This is a genomic window from Klebsiella sp. MPUS7 (assembly GCF_009905335.1).
GTDB lineage: Bacteria > Pseudomonadota > Gammaproteobacteria > Enterobacterales > Enterobacteriaceae > Klebsiella > Klebsiella grimontii.
In genome coordinates, this window is sequence record NZ_CP047604.1 from 4,405,105 (window position 1) to 4,429,574 (window position 24,470).

The window sequence follows — 24,470 nt, forward strand, 5'->3', positions numbered from 1 at the left end:
TCCTTATGTTGTTATCCCTGAATTGTAACAGGGGCAATGTAAAAAAACGCTCATTGCCGCCTCCCCCGAACAACAATCAGCATTAAAAGTATTACGCTCACAATACAACAAATTGTGAATGGACTCACCACTCGTAACAAAACCCGCTAATTTATTTGCAGTTAATCACACTATAGCGATCATTCAATTGCCTGAATTTTGGTTTAGGCATTTTATAACATCGGTTATGTGAACGTAATACAAAACAATAAGAGGATAGACATGAACACTACGCTGCGCACACTCTCCGCTGCGTTGGCCGCTGCGCTGATTTCACCATCCGTGTTTGCTGCTTCCGCCACGCTTCCGGGTATCGATTTTCATGGCTATATGCGCGCCGGGGTTGGGGTCTCCGGCGACGGTAGTCAGGCCGAATGGCAAAAAAACAAAATTGGCCGTCTGGGTAACGAGTCCGATACCTACGGCGAGCTGGAGTTGGGCTCGGAGGTCTACAAGAAAAATGACGTGAGCTTCTATCTCGATAGCATGGTCAGCATGGTTTCAGACGGTTCGAACGATAACGAAACCACGCTCGATGATGATGCGCAGTTCGGCCTGCGCCAGCTCAACCTGCAAATTAAAGGGCTGGTCCCCGGCGATCCGAACGCGGTCATTTGGGGCGGTAAACGCTACTACCAGCGCCACGATCTGCACATCATTGATACCAAATACTGGAACATTTCCGGATCCGGCGCCGGGATCGAAAACTATACCCTCGGCCCTGGCGCCGTCTCATTTGCCTGGATCCGCGGCGACGCGAATGACGTTGACTACCGCGTCGACGGCGACAGCAACGTGAATATTAACTACCTTGACCTGCGCTACGCAGGCTGGAAGCCATGGGCCGGGTCGTGGACCGAATTTGGTATCGACTACGCGATGCCTAATACCACCAAAAAGCAGGACTCCTACGGCGGCCTGTATGATGCAGAAAACGGCGTCATGCTAACCGGTGAAATCAGCCAGGATATGCTGGGCGGTTACAACAAAACGGTGCTGCAGTACGCAAACAAAGGGCTGGCGCAGAACATGGTTTCCCAGGGCGACGGCTGGTATGACATGTGGAACTACGTCAATGACGCCACCGGCTATCGGGTGATCAATACCGGTTTAATTCCGATCACCGAAAAATTCTCTATTAACCACGTGCTGACCTGGGGCTCCGCGGACAACATCACCGATTACACGGATAAAACGCGCATGCTGTCGCTGGTAGCTCGCGGACAGTATCAGTTCACCGAATATGTACGCCTGATTGGCGAAGTAGGCGGTTTTTACCAAAAAGATAGCTACAAGAACAATACGGACTATAAGCAGGCCGGTGAGAAATACACCATCGCGCTGGGCCTGGCCGATGGCCCTGACTTTATGTCTCGCCCGGAACTGCGTATTTTCGCTTCTTATCTGAATGACTCAGAAAATGGTAAACCGTTCGAAGATCAAACTGCCAATAATACGTGGAACTTTGGTGTCCAGGTCGAAGCCTGGTGGTAAGAGTAGCTAAACTGTTTTATCTCCAACTGTAAGGTCGTTAATTACCCTCCGGTAATGATTATTGCCATTGAATGCTTTGTTTTATTTTCGGGATAACCCATTATTGCGTTATCCCGTTTTATTTTATTTACGGCTGGCAAAGTGTTCGTCAAGTAATTGTCGCAAAGCATCCGACTGCTTACCGAAAATAGCATGCACCTGCTGCCCAAGAATAATCACGCCAAGCGCGCCCTGCTGCTGTAGTCCCTGAGAGTCAACAATCGACAGATTGTTCACCGTGACGCGCAAGCGGGTAATACAGGCGTCAACGTTGATGATATTTTCCTCACCGCCGAAAGCCTGAATTAACCGTTCAATCTGTTGTTGTTCCGCAGGGCTTAACGTTACCGCCGGACGAGACGGGGAGAAGTAATTCAGAAAGGATTTTAAACTCACCATAATAGACTCCTGATAAGCAGATAAAAAAACGCCTGCTCGCAGGAGCAGGCGCGGATAGAGAGAAATTACGCGTGACGACTGAGGATGCGGCAATCCCATGCTTTTAAGATCAACGGCGCGTTCAGGGCCGTGCCGGTGAGGGTATCCTGATAGCCATGCGGTAAGGTCACCTGCTGCTGCTGCGCGCTGTAGTTTTGCAGGAACACGTAAGTAGTCTCACCGTCCGTGCGCGCGGTCGCCACCACGCCCGGCGGGAAATCGGCCTCCACCGCGCGCGGCAGCGCCAGCTCTTTACTTATGGCGCTGAAGAAGTCCCGCTGGAAAGCCAGATCGTTGCGCGAAGCGACGTGCCAGGCCTTGCCTTTACCTACGTGATTGACGGTGACCGCCGGTCTTCCCGCGTAAAAATCATCGCGGTAGGTCGCCAGCGGCTGCGCCGTTTCGGCGTGGATCAGTTCACACAGATGGCGTACCTGATACGGCCCCTGCAGCCCCCCTTCATTGCCCGCCAGCCCCTGTACCAGATTACGTTCGCCATCGTTCAGGCAGTCAATCTCTTCCGCCCAGATGCCCAGCAGCTTGCGCAGCGGACCCGGGAAGCCGCCGAGATAGCACAGGTCCGATTCGTTAACAATTCCCGTCCAGTATGTTGTAACTAAGTGGCCGCCGTTGGCCACAAACGCTTCCGCGCGTTCGGCAAAGCCGTCGCGAACCATATACAGCATCGGGGCAATGACCAGCCGATAAGCGCTCAGGTCAACGTCGGCATCAATAATATCTACCGCAATCCCCTGTTCCCAGAACGGACGATAGTGCTCGTTGACGGTATTTTCATACTCCATCCCGAGATTACGCGGCCCCTGAGCATCATCCAGCGCCCAGCGGTTTTGCTGGTCAAAGATAATCGCCACTTGCGCATCCGTCCGGCAGCCCACCACGCCCGGCAGCTGGCTTAACATCTCGCCAAGCTTAGTCACTTCACGGCCCACGCGCGTATCCAGGTGACCGACGTGATCGATAATTGCGCCATGGAATTTCTCTACCGAACCGCGACTCTTACGCCACTGGAAATACTGTACCGAGTCAGCCCCGTGCGCTACCGCCTGCAGAGAAGAGAGAATATGCATTCCCGGTTTTTTCAGCTTGCTGGTCGGCTGCCAGTTAGTCGCGCTCGGCGTGGACTCCATCAGGACAAACGGTTTTCCGCCCTTCAGGCTGCGCATCATATCGTGATACATGGCGGTGTAGCAGGCCAGCGTGGTTTCATCTTTATCGCGATGCCACATGGGGTAGCTGTCCCACGAGATGAAGTCCAGCGCCGGCGCCAGCTGCCAGTAGTCGTAATCGTAGAAATACTCCATAAAGTTGGTTGTCACTGGCAGCTCAGCATTCGCCGCTTTCAGCGGCGCAATTTCGTGGCGGCAGAAATCCGTCACCTGAGCGGTATTGAAGCGATGCCAGTCAAGGTTCAGACCATGAATGGAGACTTCCCCCTGCGGAGCCGGGGATTCGATCTGCGACCAGTCGCTATAGGTGTGGCTCCAGAAGGTGCTCCACCAGGCGTGATTAAGATTATCCAGCGTTTCATAGCGCGCTTTCAGCCAGTCGCGGAAACGCTCCTGGCACAGGCTACAGTGGCACTCGCCGCCATACTCATTGGAGATATGCCAGCCCAGCACCGCCGGATGCTGCGCGTAGCGCTCCGCCAGCAGGGTGTTAATTTTCAGGGTTTTCTCACGATAGACCGGCGACGACATACAGTGGTTGTGACGCCCACCGTGCAGCGCAGGCACGCGATCGCGACCGACGCGCAGGACCTGAGGGTACTTTTGCGACATCCACGCCGGGCGCGCGCCGCTTGGGGTCGCGAGAAAGACGTGAATTCCGGCGGCATACAGTTTATCCAGGATACTGTCCAACCAGCCAAACTCAAATACGCCTTCCTGAGGTTCAAGTTTCGCCCAGCTAAATATTCCTACCGACATGACATTACATTTTGCCTGCTGCATCATGGCAATATCTTTATCGATAATATCGGGATAGTTCTCCCACTGCTCCGGGTTATAGTCGGCGCCATGCAATAGCGCATTGACCTTCGGACTCAAAGGCGCAAATTTTTTCATAATAAACATCCTGAAGTTTAAAGCTGAATAATTAATTAAATACCTTCATCGACGGCAACGCTTTCCCCTGGCAATCAAACAGCGCCTGATTTTCCCGGGCATTCCCCTCTTTCCACTCATCGTGGATATATTTCATTCCGGCAGGCGTCGCCCAGGTATTTCCCGGCACGGCAATCCACGTCGGCTCCCAATAAAAAATACCTTTACCGCGGTGGCCCGGTACGTCCGCAACGGCCTGCATTAAGTCGTGAATATAATTATATTGCCCCTGTATGGTGGCAGGATAACCGCCATCCTTTTCCTCTTTTGCCTGGAAACTATTTTCGGCGTTGTCGCAGTTTTCCAGGGTATAGGCATAAGCGGCCTCTACCACAATCACGTCTTTGTTATAGCGCTTGCTGATATCATCCATATTAGCCTTCAGCGCGCTAATCGGGCCATTCCAGTAGGTGTACATCGACAGACCAATAATGTCGTAAGGCACGTTGCGCTTGCTGATTTCATCAAACCACCAGCGGAAGGTGTCGTTTTTCGTGCCTTCGGCCAGGTGAAGCATAATTTTAACCTGCTCACCGGCGGTGAGGTTTTCCTTCAGGCCATCGATGGCGGCATTAAGCAGCCCCGCCAGGCGATCGAACTCGCCGCCGCCCTGCCCCCAGCTTTTGCCTTCCGGCCACAGCATACCGCCGTTGATCTCGTTGCCGATCTGCACCATATCCGGCAGTACGCCCTCCTGCTTAAAGCGGGCAATCGTATCGCGGGTGTAGTCATGAATGGTGGTTTTCAGCTGCGGATAATCCATTTTCTCCCAGGCCTTCGGCTTGAACTGCTTGCCGGGATCGGTCCAGAAATCGCTGTAGTGAAAATCAAGCAGCAGCTTCATCCCCTGTGCTTTTGCCCGCTTCGCCAGCGCCAGCGTCGCCGCCAGATCGTTATCGCCGCCGCCGTAGCGCTGACCCTGGGCGTCTTTTGGATCGACCCACAGGCGCAGGCGAACATAGTTCACGCCGTCGGCCTTCAGAATCGCGATCGGATCCTGCTGCTGATTATTGTGGTTAAAAAACTTTGCGCCATGCTTTTCCGCGTCCAGCAGCGTGGAGATATCCGCGCCTTTAATGAAATCAGCGGGCATGTTGCTAAACGCTTTGGTTTGTAGCGCGTCCGCTGCCAGCGTACTGGCGGAGAAACAGCATGCCAGAGAAACAGCAAGCCACGCGGGTGTTAATCTTTTCATGGGGTTATCCTTTTGTACTGCCAGAGGTGAGGCCGGAAACAAAGTATTTTTGTAGCGCCAGATAGAGAATCGCTACCGGCACGGCAATCAGCACCGCGCCCGCCGCGTAGGTGGTGTAGCTGGCACCCATTTTCTGCGCCACCAGGTTATACAGGCCGATCGGCAGCGTGTACTTATCCGGGGTACGCAGAATGGTGCTGGAAAGGATGAAATCCCCCAGCGGGCCGGTAAACGAGAACAGCGCCACCACCGCCAGAATCGGCTTCGACAGCGGCATAATGATTTCGAAGAAGATGCGGAAGCTGCTGGCGCCATCCATCCGCGCGGACTCATCCAGATCTTTAGGGATCGCGTCCAGGTAGCCCTTCATGAGCCAGGTATTCATCGGGATCATGCCGCCCACGTAGATCAGCACCAGCGCCAGATGGCTGTTGATCAGCCCCAGCAGCTGAGAGAGAACAAAGATCGCAATCAGCGCCGAGAACTGCGGGATCATCTGCAACAGCAGAAATAACATCAGCCCGTTCTGCCGCCCTTTGAAACGAAAGCGCGAAAACGCGTAGGCGGTGAAGCTCACGCTGATTAAGGTCAACACCATGGTCATGAAGCTGATTTTCATCGAGTTCCAGTACCAGGTGAGATAATTCACATTGCCGTTAAACAGATCCGCGTAATGCTGGAACGACAGGTTTTCAGGAATAATCGACGTACTCAGCAGACTGTTCCCGGCGTTCAGCGACGCCCCTACCGTCCAGACCAGCGGGTAAATAATCATCGTCGACACAAAGATGACCACTAGCCAGGTGAGTGACAAGCGAATCCACTTTTCGCGTTTAATACTCGGTGATTTAGCCATGTTGCTTCCCTTACGCCATGTCGTCGTTTTTGAAGGATTTCGTGGCGCGGAACTGCCACAACGCCAGGCCGACGACAAAAATCGACAGCAGGATCGTGATGGTCGCCGCGATAGCGTATTGCGAAGACGACATGGTCAATTTGTAGATCCACGACACCAGAATATCCGTACCGCCGGCATTCGACCCCGCTACCGCCGGCCCGCCGTTGTTGAACAGGTAGATGATGTTGAAGTTGTTAAAGTTGAAGGTGTACTGAGTGATGATGATCGGCGCAATAGAGTAGAGCACCAGCGGCAGAGTAATGGTCCGCAGGCGGGTAAACGCGCTGGCGCCATCCATGGTGGCCGCTTCATACAGATCGTCCGGGATCGCCTGCAGGACGCCGGTGGTCATGGCGAAAACAAACGGGAAACCCAGCCAGGTCTGCATCATGATCAGCGCCGTCTTGGTCCAGAACGGGTCGGTCAGCCACGCCTTCGGACTGATGCCAAAGAAGGACAAAATGGCGTTGTTAATCACCCCGAATGAATCATTGAACATGCCGGCAAAAACCAGAATCGTCACGAATCCCGGTACCGCCCACGGCAGAATGAAAATCGTACGGATCATCGGCTTAAAGCGCAGATCTTTCTGGTTGACCAGAATCGCCAGCAGCACGCCGACGGTACATTGCAGGGTCGTCGCCAGCAGCGTCCACACCACCGTCCACTGCAGCACATCAAAGAAGGTCGAACGCCAGATGGATAATGTGAAAATGTTGATGAAGTTTTTGAATCCCACCCAATCCACCAGCTTCGCCGGCGGCGTGTGGTAAAGATTGTAGTTAGTAAAGGCGATAGCAAAACCAAACAGGATCGGGAAGATGACCACAAACACCAGCAGTATGAAGCCGGGCGTGATCATCAGATACGGGAAACCCTCGCTGAGCAGCATCTGATACTGCTTGCGTACGCTATTCAGCGCCACGCCTTCATCGCGCTTTTTGCCGTTAACCCAGGCGTCGCGCAGCGAGAGGAAATAGGCCAACACACCGAATGCGATAATCAGTACGCTGATTATCCCTTCCGCCAGCAGGAAAATAGAGTTATCCCGCGGGACTTCCTCGCCTAAGGTATATAACCCCCACAGGCCTTCGCTGAGAAAGTCATAGAAAATACTCATAAAACTGCTCAGCAGCACCAGGAAGACGATCCCCTTCAGCCACTGGCGGTGATAAAACTGCCCAAAACCCGGCACGATAGCCAGCAACAGGCCGCACCACGCATGGCGTCCTGCGCCGCGCGCTTCGGCAATATTTTCGCTGGGATTGATAATCACACACGACTCCTTCTGAAAACGGGAGGATGACCCTCCCGTTCTGTTACATCACCGGATTATTGATTGCTGGCCTGCATGGCTTCGATCTGCATCTTGATCTGCTTCTCTGCGTTATCGAGCGCCGCCTTCGGTTCCTGTTTACCGGTCAGGCTAAGCTCCAGCGCGGCGTTCGCCGGGCCCCATACTTCGCCCATCTCCGGGATCCCCGGCATCGCCGTCGCCCGCGCTGACTGCACCGCCACCGCGCTGGCCTTTTCGTCATTCTTAATCAGCGGATCGTCAATCATGGCCTTCAGCGGCGGGATTTCCCCGGTGGCGACATAGCGCGCTTTTACGTACTGCGGCTGGTTGATGAACTCGATAAACTGCTGCGCCAGCGCTTTATCTTTACTCCACGTCGAGACCACATAGCCTTTCACACCGAGGAAGGAGCTCATCGGTTTGCCGTCCGGCAGCGTCGGCAGAGGCGCGACGCCATAATGAATGCCTGCCGCTTCATACGGCTGGAAAGCCCACGGGCCGTTAATCACCGCTGCCGCTTTCTTCTCGGTGAACAGCGAGTCGATGGCGTTCAGCCCGTTATCGCCGAGGATCCCCGCCGGGAAGACCTTGTCGGTGTAGAATTTTTTCAGGAAAGTCACCGCTTCGACCGCGCCTGGCTTATTCAGGCCAACATCCTGCGGGTTGAAGCCGCCCTTATCATTTTTGCCAAAGATATAGCCGCCCATCGGACCGATGGCGCCCCAGCTGTAATAAATTTGGTCAAACTTCGCCAGCAGGCCGTACTTACCCTCTTCGCGCTGCTTCTTCGAATAGTCGAACCACGCCTGCAGGCTATCCAGCGGCTTGTCGATCAGGTCTTTGTTGTAAATCAGCACCAGGGTTTCCACCGCTTTCGGTACGCCGTAAAGCACGTTATCCATATGGAAAGCGTTGATTGATGCTGGCGTAAAGGCCTCCTGCTTCGCCTGGTCCAGCGTCAGGGGAGACAGCAGCCCCTGGACGACCGCACCGCCTAGCTGGTCATTAGGGATCACCAGCACGTCCGGGCCAATGCCCGCCGGGCCATCAAGGCGCAGCTTTTCCAACTGCTGGGCATACGGCATTTCCTGCACGTTCACCTTAACGTTGAACTGCTTTTCAAAATCATTTACCGCAGCCTTAATGCCGTCGGATTTTTTGATGTCTTCCCAGACGTTGAGCTGTCCGGCCGCGTGCGCCTGCAGGCTCACCAACTGCCCGGCAGCCAGAGTAGTAAGGATCAGTGCAGCAAGAGTGTTCTTTTTCATTATCAACCTCATGTGAAGGTATAACAATTTAATGGTTTTTATTGGGCGATGTGACTTCCGAAAATCTTTCAGTTAACTGATAAACGGTGATTCATAAACAAATATGCCGTTATTCCTGATTTGTTATACGGTACGCTTTGAATGCTGACAAAACTACTGAAAGCTGCCAGTTGTGTGATCATGATTGCAGAAATGAAACATCGATATAGGGTGCTAAAACTCTGGAAGTTATAGTCACTACATGATTTTAGTGTCGTTGAGCATCGCTCGGCTGAATTGTTACACGTTATACAAATAGCGCGTCACAGCCCAAATCCCAACGGCAAAAACGGCTACTAACCCGGGGAATGTTGATGTCCAATATACGACTGAGGAATGTCACCAAACGGTTCGGCAGTACAGTGACGCTGCATCAGGTAAACCTTGATATTGAAGATGGCGAATTTGCGGTTTTCGTCGGTCCGTCAGGCTGCGGCAAATCAACGCTGCTGCGAATGATTGCCGGTCTCGAAGAGGTGAGCGAAGGTGAAGTACTGATAGGCGATGAGGTTATGAACGACGTCGTTCCCGCCCATCGCGGCGTCGCCATGGTATTCCAGTCCTATGCGCTCTATCCGCATATGACGGTAGCGGAAAATATGGGCTATGGCCTGAAGGTGAATAAAGTGCCAAAAGATGAAATTCGCCGCCAGGTTGAAATGGTGGCAAAAACGCTGCAGCTCTCTCATCTGCTGGATCGCAAACCTAAGCAGCTCTCCGGCGGCCAGCGCCAGCGCGTGGCGATCGGTCGCGCCATCGTGCGTAATCCACGGGTGTTTATGTTTGATGAACCCCTCTCCAACCTTGATGCCGAGCTGCGCGTTGAGATGCGCCTGCATATTGCTAAACTGCATCATGAACTCAAAACCACCATGGTTTATGTTACCCACGATCAGGTTGAAGCGATGACGCTGGCCGATAAAATCGTGGTGATGAACTACGGCAAAGTTGAGCAGATGGGTTCGCCGATGTCGCTGTATTACAACCCGGTCAATAAGTTCGTTGCGGGATTTATCGGTTCGCCGAAAATGAACTTCCTGCCCGCGACGGTCACCGCATGGCAGCCGGGCCAGCTTAGCGTCAAGATGGCGCAAGATCACAATCTGACGCTCAATATCACCACATCGCCACTGCAGCCCGGCGCTGCCGTTACCCTCGGTATTCGTCCTGAACATCTCTCAACCGATGTGAATATCGGTACCGTGGTTGAGTTTCAATGTGAAGTCGTCGAGAGACTGGGTAACAACACCTATCTGTTCGGCCAGTGCTACGGCCACGATAACGTCAAAATTCTGCTGCCCGGCGACGTTCATTTCCGTCCCTGGCAGAAAATCAGCGTCGCGTTCGACGATCTCTACTGCATGGTCTTCGACGAAAATGACCTGCGGATTAGCGCCGACATCGCCGCGCCGGACGCTCATTAAACGCAACATCTGATTGTCATGATTGCGCTTTAGAATATGAATCTGTGCTGACAACGCTTATTGCCAGCATACCTGCCCTCGTTTTTCTCCGCGACGCTTCATGCCTTGAGCGTCGTGGTTCATCCACTGTTAGCCCGAATTCGTTGCTATCTTGCGGTTCGGGCCTTTTTCTACCCCGTGGTGAATCCTCTTTTATCTTTCGCGTATACTCATCGAACCCCTCCATAAAATAAGGAAATACTCATGACGACCCGGCATCAGGTGAGTCTGGTTACAGGGGTATTGATACTCGCCATTATCTTGCCGGTCATACTGAGCATCTGGCTGGCGACGCAGCAGGCCAAAGAGCAGTTTTATAGTGAGCTGGACAACTTTTCCGTCCGCGTGCTGGCGCGCGTTCAGCAGGTTGCCGATCAGGCAAGAGAGGCGCTGAAAGAAGCAGATGCGCATACGGCCACGACCTGCAGCCCGGAGCATCTGCTCACTATGCGACGGATCGCCTATACCCACCGCTACATTCAGGAAGTGCTGTGGCTACGCGAGGGTATTCCGCAGTGCTCCTCTCTTGAAGAGCACCAGGTGTCGGTCACCTTTCCCGCTCCCGACCATCTCACTGCCGATGGCTACCGTACCTGGCTCACGTCGGTTAGCGACCTGGGACTGAAACATAAAATGACGGCCATGGGCAGCGAACATCACGTGGTGATGATCGATCCGGTGTCGTTTATCGATGTCATTCCGTTAGGTCATGAAGAAATTCACACGCTTTTGTTTGGCACGAAGCGCGATCAAATCATTATCAGCAGTAAACCGCTCAGCGCTGCCGTCTGGGAGAAAATTAAGCATCTGGATGCCGAAACCTTAACCCTCGATAGCACCGTTTATCGTCTCCATCGTATCCCGGAACTGGGGTTGGCTATCGCCACCTGGTCCTCGACGGTGCCGCTGCAGAATAAGCTACATCAGCAGCTGATGCTGTGGCTGCCGATTGGTTTGTTCACCAGCCTTCTGGCCTCATTTCTGCTGCTTCGCCTGCTGCGCAGGCTGCGCTCGCCGCGTAATGGGATGCTGGATGCGCTGAATTCCCATGCCATCCAGGTCTATTACCAGCCTATTATTTCGTTGCAGAGTGGAAAGATCGTCGGTGCGGAGGCGCTTGCTCGCTGGAGGCAGCCCGATGGGAGTTTCTTATCGCCGGATATTTTTATTCCGCTTGCCGAACAAACCGGGCTGATTACCCGCTTAACCGAAGATATTGTACGGAAAATTTTTGCCGATCTCGGTACCTGGCTGCGCCGGCGTCCGGAGATACACATCTCGATAAACCTGTCGGTCGATGATTTGCGCTCGCCAAAGCTGCCGCTCCTGTTGCAAGAGCAGCTTCAGCTTTGGGGCATCAGCGCTCAGCAGATCATTCTGGAAATCACCGAGCGCGGTTTTGTCGACCCGCAAACCACTTTGCCGGTGCTCGCCGGCTATCGTCAGGCCGGACACCGTATTTCCATCGATGACTTCGGCACCGGCTACTCCAGCCTGAGCTATTTACAAAAACTGGACGTAGACACCCTGAAAATCGATAAATCGTTTGTCGATACGCTGGAGTATGAACTGCTGACGCCGCACATTATTGAAATGGCGAAAGCGCTCAATCTGACGACCGTCGCAGAAGGCGTCGAAACCGAAAGCCAGCGCGACTGGCTACGTATGCATGGCGTGCAGTATGCCCAGGGCTGGCTTTATAGTAAGGCGCTGCCAAAAGAGAAATTTATCCTGTGGGCGGAGAATAACCTGAAGGCGGATTCGGCGCCCTCCGTGGTCGCTCACCTTTGAGCCTATTTCAGATAGGATTTTATTACCTGCATTACTACATCAAGGTCAGCTTCGCGCTGGCCCTCCTCCGGCTCTTTAACGACGTGATCCGTTAAATGCCCCTGGATAACCTGCATCATCATGCCGTTTACCGCACCGCGAATCGCAGCCAGCTGCTGTAAAACCTCGGCGCATTCATGTTCGCGGTTTAGCATTTTTTCCAGCGCGGCGCTTTGTCCCTGAATTTTCTTCAATCGGGTCAATAACATCTTCTTGTGACGAACGGTATGTGACATTACGCGATCCACTATTTGATTAATCGATCGTTTTGACTAACGACCACGATACACAATGAGAACAGCATAACATGCTCTACTCCCCCGGAGTATTTTTCTACTGGGGGGTAGTATTTATGTACTGGGGGGGAGTAGCATATCAACACTTTAGGTTAGAGATCACGTTATGACCGATTTCGCTTCACTCCTGCAGCAGGGCAATGCCTGGCTATTTATTCCCAGCGCTATTTTGCTGGGCGCCCTGCACGGCCTTGAGCCCGGGCATTCAAAAACCATGATGGCGGCGTTTATCGTAGCAGTCCGCGGAACCCTGAAGCAGGCGGTGCTGCTGGGGCTGGCGGCGACGGTGTCGCATACGGCGGTGGTCTGGCTGGTGGCCATGGCAGGCCTGTGGTTTGGCCGCGGCTGGAATGCGCAAACGTCGGAACCCTGGTTTCAACTGTTCTCAGGGATCCTTATCGTACTGATTGCCTGCTGGATGCTGTGGCGTACCTGGCACGAATCTCGTTCACATCACCATGAGCATGAGCATAATCATGAGCATCACCACCACCCGCATGAACATCATCCCCACGTTCATCAACCTCCGCTGGTTGTCGCCGATGACTGGCAGGACGCCCATCAGCGCGCGCATGCGCAAGAGATCAATCGCCGCTTTAACGGGCAACGGGTCACGACCGGGCAGATCGTCTTGTTTGGACTGACGGGGGGGCTCATTCCCTGTCCGGCGTCAATAACCGTGCTGCTTATTTGCCTGCAGTTGAAAAAGTTCTCGCTGGGCGCAACCCTGGTGCTGGGGTTTAGCGTTGGGCTGGCGCTCACTCTGGTGGCTTCCGGCGCAATTGCCGCGCTGAGCCTGAAGCACGTAGCCAACCGCTGGCCTGGGCTGAACGATCTCTCGCGCAAAGCGCCGTGGATTTCCGGCACCCTGATTATGGTGGTGGGCTTGTATATGCTGCTGCATGGCTGGAGTCATCTGTAACGCGTCTATCGCCATCCCCACAAACGATGGGGATGGCAAAGATGAATTACTCATCCAGGAGCGGAGCAAAGCCGCCGTATATCATTCGTTTTCCATCAAAGGGCATATTATCGCCAAACTCTTTCATTCGCGGGTCGGCCATCATTTTGGCATTGGCGGCATCGCGAGCCTCTTTAGAGGGATACTCAATCCAGCTGAATACCACCTCTTCACCCTCCTCAGCTTTCACCGCCATGCGAAAATCGGTCAGCTTGCCATCCGGGACATCATCCGCCCAGCACTCGACCACGCGTAATGCGCCAAACTCTTTAAATAATGGCGCGGCCTTTGCTGCCATCTCGCGGTATGCCTCCTTATTTTCCGCCGGTACGGCAACGACAAAACCATCAACATACTTCATGAGTCTGCTCTCCGAAGTGAACAGTACGACCGGAGAATCCGGCCGTATCTGAATTGATAAGTTTAGTCGCCAGGCCTGATGGCAGCGTAAAATCAGGAAATAGCCTCACCGGGTTTCGCCAGAGCCTTACGCGCGGCCGGCTGATGGAACCACGGCAGGCACAGCTGGATCAGCGGGCCGATAGTTAACGCGTAGAGTACGGTTCCCACGCCAAACTTGCCGCCCATCATCCAGCCAATCAACAGAACCGAAACTTCAATCGCGGTGCGAATACCGCGCAGCGACCATCCCGTACGGGCATGCAGGCCGGTCATCAACCCATCGCGCGGCCCGGGACCGAAACCCGCGCCAATATACATCCCCGTCGCCAGCGCATTCAGTACGATAGCCCCACCCAACAGCAGGCTACGCGCCACCAGCGAATCTAACGGCGGCAGCACGGCCAGAGTCGCGTTTGCCGCCAGCCCCAGCACAATAACGTTGCTTACCGTCCCCAGCCCCGGCATTTGCCGTAGCGGGATCCACAGCAGCAGTACTGCCGCTCCCGTCAGGATCATGACCGTACCGAAATCCAGATTAAACTGTTTGCCGATCCCTAAATGAAAAACATCCCACGGGTCTGCCCCCAGATTGGCGTGAACAAATAACGCGGTCGACACGCCGTACAGGACCAGACCAATGTAAAGTTGCAGCAAGCGACGTACCATTTTTCACCTCAGGACAATTGCGATTTCCCTCATCATCAGCAAAAATGGATTGATAATTAATGGCCAGTTTTTAAAAAGTGGATTGCTATGTCATCTCGTCGCTTTGGTTCACAATCGCTGGTACGGCTGCTCGGCAACTGGCAGGAGTCCACCTCTCGTACGCCTATCTGGCGTCAGCTGGCGGAAGCGCTGCGCCTGCTTATCCTCGATGGCCGCCTGGCGCTGGAAACCCGCCTGCCGGGCGAGCGTGAACTGGCGGCAGCCCTGAATATCAGCCGCACCACGGTTGCCAGCGCGCTCGGGCAGCTGCGGGAGGAGGGCTATCTCTATAGCCGCCAGGGAAGCGGTTCGCGGATCGCCCTGCCGGAGCGTCCGGTGGAAGCGTCAGCCCAAAAACCGGACCCGCTCTCGGTGAATTTGGCCGTTGCCGCCCTGAGCGCCGGACCCGAGATCCATCAGGCCTACAGCCAGGCTCTGAAGATCATGCCTGAGCATTTATCCAATACCGGTTACGATCAACAAGGGCTAGCGCTGCTGCGCGAAGCTATCGCCCGCCGCTATAGCGAACGCGGGCTGCCAACCCGCAGCGATGAGGTGATGATCGTCAACGGGGCGCTTAGCGGCTTTGCGCTGGTTCTGCGTTTATTCACCGGGCCCGGCGATCGGGTGGTGGTGGATGCGCCAACTTACCCCATGGCGCTTAGCGCGATTCAGGGCGCATCATGCCGTCCGGTTAGCGTTGCGTTACCGCAGCAGGGATGGGATTGCGACGGTTTGGCGGCAACGATCGCCCAAACGGCGCCGCGCCTGGCGTGGCTGATGCCGGATTTTCATAATCCTACCGGCCGCTGTATGGATAGCGCCACGCGCCAGCGGGTAGCAGATATCGCCGCGCAAACCCGCACCACGCTGGTGGTAGACGAAACGATGGTGGATTTATGGTACGACGCCCCGCCGCCGCCGCCTTTAGCGGCGTTTAATCCCGATGCCCCGGTAATAACCATCGGATCGGCAGGAAAAAGCTTTTGGGGAGGCCTGCGCATAGGCTGGATCCGCGCCTCTTCACGAACCATTGCCTCGCTAGTTCAGGCGCGCGACTCTCTCGATCTCGGTTCCCCGCTGCTGGAACAGCTGGCCTGCTGCTGGTTGCTTGAGAATGAGAAAAGGCTGCTGCCGTCACGCCGCGCCATGCTGGCGACCCGCCGGGATATGTGCGGGGCGCTGATGGCGGAATATTTTCCCCACTGGCGCTTCACTCCGCCGGAAGGGGGGCTCTCTTTTTGGGTTGAATTACCCGGCATGCTGGCGACGCTCTTTTCCGTTCGCGCTGAAAGCCGCGGAATTCACATCGGGACGGGCACACGTTTTGGTCTGGCCGGCGCGTTTGATCGCTATTTGCGTTTGCCCTTTACCCTTTCGGATGAGGAACTACGCAGCGCGTTTACTACATTGCAGCCGCTATGGCATAGTCTTACGGAGCAGAAGGAGAGCTTTCGTCTGAGGAAAATCATCTAATAAAATATCGACGGGCTGGAGCCAGCCCGTCAAAAACCATCATCCGTGATGCATATGAGATGTTTTTATAAAATTGCCGTTCAATTTTGTCTTTCTGACGTGTCAGCCCGATGACAAAATTAAAATAGTTTCATTAATGCTGACGCGGGATCGGAAACCCTTTCAGAGAAATAATAAAGCCGTCTTCATCTTTTTTAATTTTTGCACCGGTGTCACACCAATCGGAGGCAATGCGAAAAAACTCATCGCTACCGATATTCCAGTTCAGGCGTACGTGCTTGACGTAGCCGGAACGCAGCATGTCGCAGGCTTCGCTATAGTTGCTGGCTGTAGAGAGTTGTTGTTTCATTTTCTCTTCTTCAGAATTTTACGTAATGCTTTGATTTCTTTAGGGGTTAATGGAGACGCTTCCTCTTCGGTATGCTGGCTATCGATATCTTCTTCCGAAACCCCCGCCTCGTCTGCTGATTCCACTACCTGAAAGGCCAGGAGTAGCAGTTTCTCCGTAGCTGTTCCTAAATTTTCGTTATTTTCTTCCGCATACTGACGCAGCTTTTCTTTTAACTCGCCATCAATTTTTACGTTCAGAACTACCGTGGTCATAGTCACGCTTCCCGTGAAATAAAATCATCATATAATTAATACACGAAGTTAACATGCTGATCCAGAGATATATTTTTAGCTTATATCTAACAACATTTTCCCATGAATAATCTGCACGTTATATATGACATAAAGATGACATTAATATTTCAGTTAAATTTCAATTTTATGACGTAGAGAATTTTTGGCATAAAAAAGATATGTTTTAGAAACGAGAAAAAATACACACTTTATTTGTGGATATTAAAAATGAGGGGATGAGCGAAGCCGCTTATTAGATGCACAGAGCGCTGGGGCACGCTGAAATGGGTGGGGGCCCTGCCAGCTACATCCCGGCACACACGTCGTCTGCTCTGGCTGCTTCCTTCCGGACCTGACCTGGTAAACAGAGTAGCGTTGCGGGAGAACCAACAGAGCCCCCATTGAGAGCGCTAGTTACCTAACGCGCTGGCGCATTATCCCTGCTGAACCCCTGAATTGCAAGCCGCCGCCGATTGGGTGCTGGTTTATTGCGCAAAGTCGCGTAATCAGAGCGATATCGCGGCTTTGTAGCGTAAAATTTCCGTCCCTGGCAGGAGATTGCGAGCGCACTCTCAGCACAAACGCCCCTCAACATCCATAATGTTCACTATGAATTGTATGTTTTTTATCATGGTATCTGAATGAGTGAATCACCGCGTTTAATCACTACCCTGGCGATGCCGCCAATCGATGAAGTCACCGTTCCCTTCCGCGGTTTAAACTTTCTGCGCCCGGAGCTGCTTCTTGATTTTGTGACCATTAGCCAAAATCCGCTACTCGCCGTCACCCCGGTCGCGCTGCTCTACTCTAGCGTCGGCGTCCTTCAGCACATTGAATTACGTAAACTCCCTATCGAAGTCAGCGGTCGGGTGGTCTATCCAATATCAACGCTTAAGCTTCCGGCCATGCGCGCAAAACTGGTGATTAACGCTCAGTCAAAACGCCTGAAGTTTCTTGAAACCCTGCTGACCAATATACCGAATGAGAATGTCCATGGCATGCAGGTGCTTGGCCTGGCGCTGGAATTTACCGTTGTTAAAACGGCTTAAGCCGCTATCTGTACAGCCCGTCGTACAACGATTATCCTGAGCCTTTCCCGGCAGCAGGACGTACCATGGATTCTCACGATACTTTTCCGCAGCGAGTCTGGCAGATAGTCGCCTCGATCCCAGAGGGGTACGTTGCTACCTACGGCGACGTTGCTCAGTTGGCCGGTTCACCGCGTGCGGCGCGTCAGGTCGGCGGGGTTTTAAAGCGTCTGCCTGAAGGGTCCCTGCTTCCCTGGCATCGGGTCGTCAACCGCCACGGCGATATCTCGCTTACCGGGCCAGATCTACAGCGCCAACGCCAGGCGCTCCTGGCGGAGGGAGTTCAGGTCTCAGGCAGCGGTCATATTGACCTGCAGCATTACCGCTGGATTTATTAAAGGCAAAAAAATGCCCCTGAAAGGGGCATTGTCGGGGTTATTGCGCGGCGGGAACGTTCGTATTTGCCACCGGCACCGCCGTTTGCTGGACCGGTACCAGCAGCAGATCGGCGCGATTGCCGCCCTGATTAATCACCGTCTGCACGGTATCGGTAATAAACATCAGCTGACCGTTAACGGTAATCGCCGAACTTAACAGGATGCGTGCATTAGGCTTAATGTCCGCCTGGTTGTAGGGCAGAACAAAGTTAAACGGCGCCTGCTTCCCTTCGGTCCTTACCGCTTTTTGCGACAGCACGTGCGCTGGCGCATCGGCCAGGGACGCATCCGACAGAGTTACGGTTAATACCGCATCCGGCGGTAACGCCACGCGCTGTCGAATATTGATGGTCCCGGAAACGTTAGGCTGCTGCTGCGAGGAGCTTAGTGAGGCAATGCCGTAAGGATCGGGCGCAGCCTGGTTCGCTGCATTACTGCTGTGGTTGTTCGCACAGGCAGACAACGTAGCCGCGACGGCTAAGGCACTTAACATATAGGCAAATTTCATTCTTTTCTCCTTTTCATCCCTTCTTTAACAGGAGTACATCCAGCCACAATCGGGGACAGGACATTAGTATCGTAAATAAGTGTGGCACAGATCTCAGTTCTCTTCCTGGAAAAGAGCCCATATTCAGATTATTGCACCCATCGGACCACTTGCGATTCCAGGTTATACTTTGCCTCAATAACGCGCTGCGCAAAGCAGTCATCATTGATTGAGGGTTACTATGAGTCAGGCATTAACCAATCTGCTGGCATTGTTAAATCTGGAAAAAATTGAAGAGGGATTGTTCCGCGGTCAGAGCGAGGATCTGGGCTTGCGTCAGGTTTTTGGTGGTCAAGTGGTTGGCCAGGCGCTATACGCAGCAAAAGAGACGGTCCCCGCAGAACGCCTGATTCACTCGTTTCACAGCTACTTCCTGCGTCCCGGCGACAGCCAGAAACCCATCATCTATGACGTTGAAGTCCTGCGCGACGGCAATAGCTTCAGCGCCCGCAGGGTGGCGGCGGTTCAAAACGGGAAGCCGATTTTCTATATGACCGCCTCTTTCCAGGCGCCAGAACCCGGCTATGAACATCAAAAAACCATGCCCGCGGCGCCCGCCCCGGACGCCCTCCCCTCCGAAACGGATATCGCCCGCAAGCTGGCCCATCTGCTGCCGCCGCAGGTTAAAGAAAAATTTCTCTGCGATAAACCGCTGGAGATTCGCCCGGTCGAATTTCATAACCCCCTGAAAGGCCACGTTGCAGAACCGACGCGTCAGGTGTGGATCCGCGCCAACGGCGCCGTTCCGGAAGATCTCCGCATCCATCAGTATCTGTTAGGCTACGCTTCGGATTTTAACTTCCTGCCCGTCGCCCTGCAGCCGCACGGCGTCGGTTTTCTGGAGCCCGGAATGCAGGTCGCCACCATCGATCACTCAATGTGGTTCCACCGTCCGTTCAACATCAACGACTGGCTGCTGTACAGCGTTGAGAGCACCTCCGCCTCCAGCGCGCGCGGTTTTGTGCGCGGCGAGTTCTATACTCAGGACGGCACGCTGGTAGCTTCCACGGTGCAGGAAGGCGTCATGCGCAACCGGAACCTCTTCCCGGGCAAATAGACGCTTCCGTTCGTTCAAAGATCGTCAGACCGTTGGGCTGCCACGCTTTGAGTCGCCCTGTGGTGCTGACGGTCGGTGAGCTCCCGGGTGTAGTTTATAAAATCGCGCAGGATGTTATTTTTAGTATGCCGCCGCCAGCACAGAGTGAGCGTGGTAGTGGCAAATGTTTCCTCCAGCAGGCAGTAGCTTACATCGGACATCAGCATCGAACTCTGCGTTTCTGGCACCAGAGCAACACCCATTCCCATTGAAACCAGGCCAATAGCCACCGATACATCACGGGTATACTGAATTTTCTGCGGGGTAAACCCGGCCTGCTGGCAGGCGTTAATTGCCGACCAGCCGAGGCCCACGCCGTAAGGGTCCTTTTGCATAAAAAATTGTTCTTTCGCCAGTAACGCCAGGGAGATTTTCCGCCGGTTACCCAGTTCATGGTTACGCGGCAGGACGGCAATAAGCGAACGCGTGGCAATATTCATATATTCCAGCTGTTCATATTGCGGTATTGGCGAACGAACAAAAGCCAGATCGATCCGTTTATCCAGTAACAATGTTAATAAATTATGAGCGTTATGTTCTTCTATTATCAAATCGGTCTCTGATTTCTTATGCCGATAGTTTTTTATTAACAATGTCAATGCCGGATCGAGAATAGATGACCCAACATAGCCGACTTTTAACTGTCCTTTATACCCCAGACGCAGGCTGTTTACATTTTCGAGGAACTTATCGCAGTGACCAAGAATAACTCGCGCCTCGTCAATCAAAAATAGCCCCTCTGTGGTCAATGAAACATTGCGCCGATCGCGAACAAACAGCATCAGGCCCAACGTATTCTCAAGGTTTTTAATCTGCTGCGTGAGCGCAGGCTGGGTAACGTTAAGCCTCTGCGCCGCCCGTCCGAAATGCAGCTCTTGCGCCAGTACCACAAAAGCATGTAATTGCCGATAATCCATAACGACCTCCAGGAAGACGCTAATAATAAATCCTTATTAAAATCCGGGGCAATGTTATTGGACTCTTATTTGTATTTATCGAAAATTAACCCCATCGCGATGATTAAAAATCAGGGTCGGCGCTATATGCCCATCGGGTCATCGTTTAATGAAATAAAAAGGAGAGTTCAATGCCCATGGAACAACCAAAAGTGACGGATCTGCGCTCCGCATTGGCTGTATTAAGCCATTACGATGATGAATTGATCTATACCGATGAACCTGTTGATCCTATTGCCGAATTATCTGGCGTATACCGCTACGTCGGGGCGCACGGCACCGTCCAGCGCCCTACTCGCGTGGGCCCAGCCATGATTTTTAACAAAATCAAAGGGTACGACGACGTAAAGGTGCTCATCGGTCTACTTTGCTCACGCAAGCGCGTCGCCCACCTGTTTGGCACCACGCCTGAAAACCTGGCGTTTATGCTAAAAGACTCCGTTGCCAACCCTATTGCGCCGATAGTCATCCCACGCGACAAGGCCGCGTGTCAGGAAGTCGTTCACCTGGCGACCGATCCTGATTTCGATATCCTGAAAATATTGCCTGCGCCCACCAATACTCCGGAAGATGCCGGCCCCTACTTTACTCTCGGTATGTGCTACGCCGCCGACCCGCAAACCGGTGAACGTGACGTCACCATTCATCGTTTATGCGTCCAGAGTAAAGATGAAATATCAATGTATTTTGTTCCAGGCCGCCACCTTGATACTTTCCGCCAGAAAGCCGAAGCCGCCGGAAAAGCGCTGCCTATCTCTATCAGTATTGGCGTCGATCCGGCAATTGAGATCGGCGCCTGCTTCGAGCCCCCGACAACGCCTTTAGGTTTTGACGAACTGTCAATTGCCGGTAGTTTGCGCAACCAGCCTGTAGAGCTTACCGAGTGCGTGAGCGTTAATGCGCTTGCTATCGCTAACGCTGAAGTCGTTATCGAAGGCGAACTCTTACCGAACGTGAGAGTGCGTGAAGATCAGAACACCGATACCGGTAAGGCTATGCCGGAGTTTCCAGGCTACACCGGCAGCGCTCAGGCTCAGGTTCCGGTAATCAAAGTTAAAGCTATTACTCACCGCCGCCATCCAATCCTGCAAACCTGTATTGGAGCAAGCGATGAGCACACCAATCTGGCCGGGATCCCAACAGAAGCCAGTATCTTGCAAATGGTTGAAAAGGCATTGCCTGGTTTCGTTCAGAACGTGCATTGCCCATCGCCGGGCACAGGCAAATATCTGGCCGTGCTACAGGTTAAAAAACGCACGCCAGCGGATGAGGGCAGGCAGCGCCAGGCCGCGCTTCTCGCGTTTTCGGCTTTCTCAGAATTGAAACATGTCATGTTGATTGATGAGGATGTTGATGTTTTTGATATTAACGATGTGATGTGGGCGATGACAACGCGCTACCAGGGGGATGTCAGTACTATCTTTATACCGGGTGTACGCTGCCATCCGCTCGATCCGTCATCCGATCCCGCATTCAGCCCATCAATACTCGGCCACGGGATTGCCTGTAAAACGATTTTTGACTGCACCGTTCCATGGAACCTGAAAGCGAATTTTCAGCGCAGCAAATTCCTTGAGGTGGATGTTAATCGTTTCATTCCGGGCTTCAAAAAATAGCCGTTCACTATCGGCAGGCTCATTATCCGCAGAGCCCGCCGAATAGCGGGTCCGTTCGTGGACTCATAACAAAAATAGATACTTTGAAAATATCAATAAGGTAAAACAATGATTGGGCCAATCATTAACTCCACTTCAACGCTTATCGGCGGGATCGTCGGCGGCTTAATTGGCGATCGCTTAAGTGAAAAATTCCGTACTGCGCTACCTCTGACTTTTGGTGCGGCCTCCATGGGAATGGGAATAACGGTCATCATTAAATTACACGCGCTGCCCGTAGTCGTCGCGTCATTACTCTTCGGCGCTATTATCGGTGAAATATTTTCTATCGAGAAAAATATTGGCCGCGGCGCATCTAAATTACGTTTTATTATCGATAAAATTGCCCCGCAAAAAAGCGGCAGCACATTATCACAAGAGGAGTATCTCGATAAATTCGTGGGGATTCTGGTGCTGTTCGTGGCCTCGGGAACGGGCATATTTGGCGCCATGCAGGAAGGGATAACCGGAGACATATCCATCCTGTTAACCAAATCATTCCTCGATATCCTGACCGCCGGTATTTTTGCCACCCTGCTTGGCCTTTCGGTCGCGACTATCGCGATCCCGCAATTTATCGTCCAGATGATTCTGCTATTCATCGGGCAATCAATCATGCCAATGCTAACGCCAGAAATGGTTGCTGATTTCTCCGGGCTTGGCGGTTTTATTATGTTTGTGACGGGATTGCGGATCTGCGGTATTAAATCCTTCCCGGTAGCGAATCTACTTCCGGGACTGATCATCGTCATGCCTCTCTCATGGCTGTGGGTCTCAACGCTATTGCCGTGGATCCAGTCGATTAGCTAACCATAGAAAAGCGGAGCCAGGCTCCGCTTTTTGTCGATTAAAGATAACGATTAATCAGGCGTTGTAGGCGTTTTCGCCGTGGCTGTTTACGTCCAGCCCTTCACGCTCTTGATCTTCCGGTACGCGCAGGCCAACGGTCATATCGGCAACTTTGTAACCAATGAAGGCGACGACGCCGGACCAGACGATGGTGATACCGATGCTTTCCAGCTGTACCAGAACCTGATGGCCCATGGTGACGCCTTCCGCGTAACCGACGCCGCCCAGAGACGTCGCGGCGAAGATACCGGTCAGGATGCAGCCTACGATACCGCAGACGCCGTGGACGCCAAACACATCGCATGGGTCATCAACGCGCAGCCAGCGTTTCAGTACGGTGACGCCCCACAGTCCCGCCAGGCCCGCAGCGATACCGACAATCAGAGAGCCGCCGACGCCGATGTAGCCGCACGCCGGAGTGATGCCGACCAGCCCGGCAATCGCACCTGAACAGGCGCCCAGCAGAGATGGTTTACCGCGGGTTGCCCACTCGCCGAAGGTCCACGCCAGAATAGCTGCCGCCGTTGCCACCACGGTATTAACGAACGCCAGACCGGCAATTTCGTTCGCCGCGCTGGCTGAACCGGCGTTAAAGCCGAACCAGCCAACGTAGAGGATCGCGGTGCCGGTGAATACCATCGGCAGGTTATGCGGTTTGAACGCTTCTTTACCAAAGCCAACGCGTTTGCCCATCATATAGGCACCCACCAGCCCCGCTACCGCGGCGTTGATGTGAACCACCGTACCGCCGGCGAAATCAAGCGCGCCGTGCGTGGCCAACAGACCGCCGCCCCATACCATGTGCGCAATCGGCACATAAGAGAGCGTCATCCATACCACGACGAAAATCAGTACCGCCGAGAAGCGAATGCGTTCCGCCAGCGCACCGACGATCAGACCAACGGTAATACAGGCGAAGGAGCCCTGGAAGGCAACGTGGATGTACTGATAGAAGCTTCCCATCAGCGCTTTCAGTTCAATGTTTTTCAGCAGTACCCAGTCGAAGTTGCCGAAGAAGCTGCCGCCAGCGCCGAAGGCCAGCGTGTAGCCATAAACCACCCACAGCACGCAGACCAACGCAAAAGTCACGATCACCTGAGTCAGCATGGAGAGAACGTTTTTACCGCGGATCAGCCCGCCGTAGAACAGCGCGATGCCAGGAATCGACATAAACAGCACCAGCGCGGTGCAAATCATCATAAAAGCGTTGTCGGCTTTATCCGCTACCGCCGGTGCGGCCATCGCCAGTCCCGGAAGAAGAGCCAACGCTCCCAGACCTGTTTTCATTGTTGCTATCTTCATTGTTTCGTTCCCC

24 protein-coding genes and 1 other RNA gene are annotated in these 24,470 nt (G+C 53.5%); 10 read left to right on the top strand and 15 right to left on the bottom strand.

Annotated features, from left to right (window positions below; all coding sequences use genetic code 11):
* Positions 1-261 precede the first annotated feature (261 nt).
* Positions 262-1,533: a maltoporin gene (locus GUC22_RS20570; protein WP_160183745.1), complete on the top strand. Its 1,272-nt coding sequence runs from the start codon at positions 262-264 to the stop codon at positions 1,531-1,533.
* 123 nt (positions 1,534-1,656) lie between these two features.
* Here the strand turns inward: GUC22_RS20570 and GUC22_RS20575 are convergent, their stop codons facing one another.
* From GUC22_RS20575 to GUC22_RS20600, 6 genes are all read right to left on the bottom strand, one after another.
* Positions 1,657-1,971 (bottom strand): glucose PTS transporter subunit EIIB, encoded by a 315-nt coding sequence (locus GUC22_RS20575; RefSeq protein ID WP_049131898.1) that lies wholly within the window; start codon positions 1,969-1,971, stop codon positions 1,657-1,659.
* A 65-nt stretch (positions 1,972-2,036) separates the two neighbouring features.
* A complete protein-coding gene (locus GUC22_RS20580) occupies positions 2,037-4,094 on the bottom strand; it encodes a beta-galactosidase (protein WP_024359027.1) in 2,058 nt (685 codons plus the stop codon).
* Positions 4,095-4,125: 31 nt separating this feature from the next.
* Positions 4,126-5,328 (bottom strand): arabinogalactan endo-beta-1,4-galactanase, encoded by a 1,203-nt coding sequence (locus tag GUC22_RS20585; RefSeq protein WP_024359028.1) that lies wholly within the window; start codon positions 5,326-5,328, stop codon positions 4,126-4,128.
* Between the two features lie 4 nt (positions 5,329-5,332).
* Entirely contained in the window at positions 5,333-6,184 is an 852-nt protein-coding gene (locus GUC22_RS20590) for a sugar ABC transporter permease (RefSeq protein ID WP_004136033.1), read from the bottom strand.
* A 10-nt stretch (positions 6,185-6,194) separates the two neighbouring features.
* The gene (locus GUC22_RS20595) at positions 6,195-7,502 is read right to left on the bottom strand and encodes a carbohydrate ABC transporter permease (protein WP_154915347.1); all 1,308 of its coding nucleotides are present in this window, start codon (positions 7,500-7,502) and stop codon (positions 6,195-6,197) included.
* 56 nt (positions 7,503-7,558) lie between these two features.
* Entirely contained in the window at positions 7,559-8,791 is a 1,233-nt protein-coding gene (locus tag GUC22_RS20600; RefSeq protein ID WP_004136030.1) for a maltodextrin ABC transporter substrate-binding protein, read from the bottom strand.
* A 353-nt stretch (positions 8,792-9,144) separates the two neighbouring features.
* Between GUC22_RS20600 and GUC22_RS20605 the strand changes: the two genes are divergently transcribed.
* Together GUC22_RS20605 and GUC22_RS20610 are read left to right on the top strand one after the other, a co-directional pair.
* A complete protein-coding gene (locus tag GUC22_RS20605; RefSeq protein WP_049131448.1) occupies positions 9,145-10,254 on the top strand; it encodes an ABC transporter ATP-binding protein in 1,110 nt (369 codons plus the stop codon).
* A gap of 243 nt (positions 10,255-10,497) precedes the next feature.
* Positions 10,498-12,084 (top strand): EAL domain-containing protein, encoded by a 1,587-nt coding sequence (locus tag GUC22_RS20610; protein ID WP_004136026.1) that lies wholly within the window; start codon positions 10,498-10,500, stop codon positions 12,082-12,084.
* A gap of 2 nt (positions 12,085-12,086) precedes the next feature.
* On the opposite strand, the gene GUC22_RS20615 is transcribed toward GUC22_RS20610, so the two are convergent.
* Complete coding sequence (locus GUC22_RS20615) at positions 12,087-12,359, bottom strand: metal-sensing transcriptional repressor (protein ID WP_004129869.1); 273 nt, start codon at positions 12,357-12,359, stop codon at positions 12,087-12,089.
* Positions 12,360-12,525: 166 nt separating this feature from the next.
* On the opposite strand from GUC22_RS20615, the gene GUC22_RS20620 reads away from it, so the two are divergent.
* Entirely contained in the window at positions 12,526-13,341 is an 816-nt protein-coding gene (locus GUC22_RS20620; protein WP_049131447.1) for a nickel/cobalt efflux protein RcnA, read from the top strand.
* 46 nt (positions 13,342-13,387) lie between these two features.
* Here GUC22_RS20620 and GUC22_RS20625 read toward each other — a convergent pair whose 3' ends face one another.
* On the bottom strand, positions 13,388-13,741 hold the full coding sequence (locus GUC22_RS20625) for a DUF1428 domain-containing protein (protein WP_004136022.1): 354 nt from the start codon (positions 13,739-13,741) through the stop codon (positions 13,388-13,390).
* Positions 13,742-13,833: 92 nt separating this feature from the next.
* Complete coding sequence (locus tag GUC22_RS20630) at positions 13,834-14,448, bottom strand: YczE/YyaS/YitT family protein (protein WP_024359031.1); 615 nt, start codon at positions 14,446-14,448, stop codon at positions 13,834-13,836.
* 87 nt (positions 14,449-14,535) lie between these two features.
* Here GUC22_RS20630 and GUC22_RS20635 point away from each other — a divergent pair, with 87 nt between their 5' ends.
* Positions 14,536-15,963, top strand: coding sequence for a PLP-dependent aminotransferase family protein (locus tag GUC22_RS20635; protein ID WP_024359032.1), 1,428 nt, complete (start codon positions 14,536-14,538; stop codon positions 15,961-15,963).
* 133 nt (positions 15,964-16,096) lie between these two features.
* Here the strand turns inward: GUC22_RS20635 and GUC22_RS20640 are convergent, their stop codons facing one another.
* The 3 genes from GUC22_RS20640 to ffs form a co-directional block, all read right to left on the bottom strand.
* Positions 16,097-16,312 carry a hypothetical protein gene (locus tag GUC22_RS20640; protein WP_004129860.1) on the bottom strand — a complete coding sequence of 72 codons (216 nt, stop codon included), beginning with the start codon at positions 16,310-16,312 and terminating at the stop codon, positions 16,097-16,099.
* Positions 16,309-16,566: a hypothetical protein gene (locus tag GUC22_RS20645; protein WP_024359033.1), complete on the bottom strand. Its 258-nt coding sequence runs from the start codon at positions 16,564-16,566 to the stop codon at positions 16,309-16,311. The genes GUC22_RS20640 and GUC22_RS20645 overlap by 4 nt, the downstream gene beginning before the upstream one ends.
* Before the next feature lie 316 nt (positions 16,567-16,882).
* An RNA gene (gene ffs / locus GUC22_RS20650) (signal recognition particle sRNA small type) lies at positions 16,883-16,979 on the bottom strand.
* A gap of 249 nt (positions 16,980-17,228) precedes the next feature.
* Between ffs and GUC22_RS20655 the strand changes: the two genes are divergently transcribed.
* Both GUC22_RS20655 and GUC22_RS20660 read left to right on the top strand, forming a co-directional pair.
* Positions 17,229-17,636 (top strand): hypothetical protein, encoded by a 408-nt coding sequence (locus tag GUC22_RS20655; RefSeq protein WP_004136017.1) that lies wholly within the window; start codon positions 17,229-17,231, stop codon positions 17,634-17,636.
* Between the two features lie 65 nt (positions 17,637-17,701).
* A complete protein-coding gene (locus GUC22_RS20660; RefSeq protein WP_082237528.1) occupies positions 17,702-18,013 on the top strand; it encodes an MGMT family protein in 312 nt (103 codons plus the stop codon).
* A 37-nt stretch (positions 18,014-18,050) separates the two neighbouring features.
* Here GUC22_RS20660 and GUC22_RS20665 read toward each other — a convergent pair whose 3' ends face one another.
* Positions 18,051-18,560 carry a YbaY family lipoprotein gene (locus GUC22_RS20665; RefSeq protein WP_004129852.1) on the bottom strand — a complete coding sequence of 170 codons (510 nt, stop codon included), beginning with the start codon at positions 18,558-18,560 and terminating at the stop codon, positions 18,051-18,053.
* Positions 18,561-18,780: 220 nt separating this feature from the next.
* Between GUC22_RS20665 and tesB the strand changes: the two genes are divergently transcribed.
* Positions 18,781-19,656, top strand: coding sequence for an acyl-CoA thioesterase II (gene tesB / locus GUC22_RS20670; RefSeq protein ID WP_004136012.1), 876 nt, complete (start codon positions 18,781-18,783; stop codon positions 19,654-19,656).
* A gap of 14 nt (positions 19,657-19,670) precedes the next feature.
* On the opposite strand, the gene GUC22_RS20675 is transcribed toward tesB, so the two are convergent.
* Positions 19,671-20,612: a LysR substrate-binding domain-containing protein gene (locus tag GUC22_RS20675; RefSeq protein WP_004136010.1), complete on the bottom strand. Its 942-nt coding sequence runs from the start codon at positions 20,610-20,612 to the stop codon at positions 19,671-19,673.
* Between the two features lie 170 nt (positions 20,613-20,782).
* Here GUC22_RS20675 and GUC22_RS20680 point away from each other — a divergent pair, with 170 nt between their 5' ends.
* Positions 20,783-22,267 (top strand): UbiD family decarboxylase, encoded by a 1,485-nt coding sequence (locus GUC22_RS20680; RefSeq protein WP_049099533.1) that lies wholly within the window; start codon positions 20,783-20,785, stop codon positions 22,265-22,267.
* 108 nt (positions 22,268-22,375) lie between these two features.
* On the top strand, positions 22,376-23,116 hold the full coding sequence (locus GUC22_RS20685; protein ID WP_004136002.1) for a DUF554 domain-containing protein: 741 nt from the start codon (positions 22,376-22,378) through the stop codon (positions 23,114-23,116).
* A gap of 54 nt (positions 23,117-23,170) precedes the next feature.
* Here GUC22_RS20685 and amtB read toward each other — a convergent pair whose 3' ends face one another.
* A complete protein-coding gene (gene amtB / locus GUC22_RS20690) occupies positions 23,171-24,457 on the bottom strand; it encodes an ammonium transporter AmtB (RefSeq protein ID WP_004129846.1) in 1,287 nt (428 codons plus the stop codon).
* Positions 24,458-24,470 lie beyond the last annotated feature (13 nt).

Coding starts and splice junctions, on each gene's coding strand:
- GUC22_RS20610 (WP_004136026.1), top strand. CDS start 10,498: ATGACGACCCGGCATCAGGTGAGTCTGGTTACAGGGGTATTGATACTC.
- GUC22_RS20575 (WP_049131898.1), bottom strand. CDS start 1,971: ATGGTGAGTTTAAAATCCTTTCTGAATTACTTCTCCCCGTCTCGTCCG.
- GUC22_RS20630 (WP_024359031.1), bottom strand. CDS start 14,448: ATGGTACGTCGCTTGCTGCAACTTTACATTGGTCTGGTCCTGTACGGC.
- GUC22_RS20655 (WP_004136017.1), top strand. CDS start 17,229: ATGAGTGAATCACCGCGTTTAATCACTACCCTGGCGATGCCGCCAATC.
- GUC22_RS20615 (WP_004129869.1), bottom strand. CDS start 12,359: ATGTCACATACCGTTCGTCACAAGAAGATGTTATTGACCCGATTGAAG.
- amtB (WP_004129846.1), bottom strand. CDS start 24,457: ATGAAGATAGCAACAATGAAAACAGGTCTGGGAGCGTTGGCTCTTCTT.
- GUC22_RS20625 (WP_004136022.1), bottom strand. CDS start 13,741: ATGAAGTATGTTGATGGTTTTGTCGTTGCCGTACCGGCGGAAAATAAG.
- GUC22_RS20685 (WP_004136002.1), top strand. CDS start 22,376: ATGATTGGGCCAATCATTAACTCCACTTCAACGCTTATCGGCGGGATC.
- GUC22_RS20680 (WP_049099533.1), top strand. CDS start 20,783: ATGCCCATGGAACAACCAAAAGTGACGGATCTGCGCTCCGCATTGGCT.
- GUC22_RS20665 (WP_004129852.1), bottom strand. CDS start 18,560: ATGAAATTTGCCTATATGTTAAGTGCCTTAGCCGTCGCGGCTACGTTG.
- tesB (WP_004136012.1), top strand. CDS start 18,781: ATGAGTCAGGCATTAACCAATCTGCTGGCATTGTTAAATCTGGAAAAA.
- GUC22_RS20635 (WP_024359032.1), top strand. CDS start 14,536: ATGTCATCTCGTCGCTTTGGTTCACAATCGCTGGTACGGCTGCTCGGC.
- GUC22_RS20600 (WP_004136030.1), bottom strand. CDS start 8,791: ATGAAAAAGAACACTCTTGCTGCACTGATCCTTACTACTCTGGCTGCC.
- GUC22_RS20605 (WP_049131448.1), top strand. CDS start 9,145: ATGTCCAATATACGACTGAGGAATGTCACCAAACGGTTCGGCAGTACA.
- GUC22_RS20570 (WP_160183745.1), top strand. CDS start 262: ATGAACACTACGCTGCGCACACTCTCCGCTGCGTTGGCCGCTGCGCTG.
- GUC22_RS20585 (WP_024359028.1), bottom strand. CDS start 5,328: ATGAAAAGATTAACACCCGCGTGGCTTGCTGTTTCTCTGGCATGCTGT.
- GUC22_RS20590 (WP_004136033.1), bottom strand. CDS start 6,184: ATGGCTAAATCACCGAGTATTAAACGCGAAAAGTGGATTCGCTTGTCA.
- GUC22_RS20675 (WP_004136010.1), bottom strand. CDS start 20,612: ATGGATTATCGGCAATTACATGCTTTTGTGGTACTGGCGCAAGAGCTG.
- GUC22_RS20580 (WP_024359027.1), bottom strand. CDS start 4,094: ATGAAAAAATTTGCGCCTTTGAGTCCGAAGGTCAATGCGCTATTGCAT.
- GUC22_RS20640 (WP_004129860.1), bottom strand. CDS start 16,312: ATGAAACAACAACTCTCTACAGCCAGCAACTATAGCGAAGCCTGCGAC.
- GUC22_RS20645 (WP_024359033.1), bottom strand. CDS start 16,566: ATGACCACGGTAGTTCTGAACGTAAAAATTGATGGCGAGTTAAAAGAA.
- GUC22_RS20620 (WP_049131447.1), top strand. CDS start 12,526: ATGACCGATTTCGCTTCACTCCTGCAGCAGGGCAATGCCTGGCTATTT.
- GUC22_RS20660 (WP_082237528.1), top strand. CDS start 17,702: ATGGATTCTCACGATACTTTTCCGCAGCGAGTCTGGCAGATAGTCGCC.